The sequence below is a fragment of the Rhodococcus sp. KRD197 genome, from assembly GCF_017168235.1.
GTDB lineage: Bacteria > Actinomycetota > Actinomycetes > Mycobacteriales > Mycobacteriaceae > Rhodococcoides.
The window spans coordinates 1-397 of record NZ_JABFAO010000062.1 but is presented as its reverse complement, the minus strand read 5'-3'; the positions used below and the strand labels follow the sequence as shown (position 1 = coordinate 397).

At 71.0% G+C, this 397-nt stretch carries 1 protein-coding gene; it reads right to left on the bottom strand.

Features of this window, described 5'->3' with window-relative positions:
* On the bottom strand, positions 1-243 hold a 243-nt coding region (locus J1M86_RS24160), incomplete at its 3' end, for a hypothetical protein (protein ID WP_206511663.1).
* Positions 244-397 lie beyond the last annotated feature (154 nt).

Below are 397 nucleotides of genomic sequence, written 5' to 3'. Positions count from 1 at the left end.
GTCCAGGTGCGCGAGGCGTCGGGCGGCAGCGCGGGCGGCCACACGGCGAGGCTGTGTCACGATCACGCGACCCCGAACGCGACCGGCGATGATCGGTGGGACGAGCGTCGTCTTGCCTGTGCCCGGCGGCGAGCTGACCACGACGGAGGCGCTGCGGTCGAGCGCCGCGCTCAGGTCATCCACTGCAGAGGCGAACGCGAGTCCGCGACCGATCTTCGACAGGTCGAACGGAGCAATGGTCACCCCTCCAGTCTCTCGCGTCCGGCGCACGACTCGGCGCGTAGGCTGAGCGGCATGGCCACGGTGAGGCGGCGCGGGCGTCCGCGCGGAGAGACGGATTCGCGCGAACGGATCATCTCGGCCGCCGTTGACGAGTTCGGTGAGCACGGCTACGACG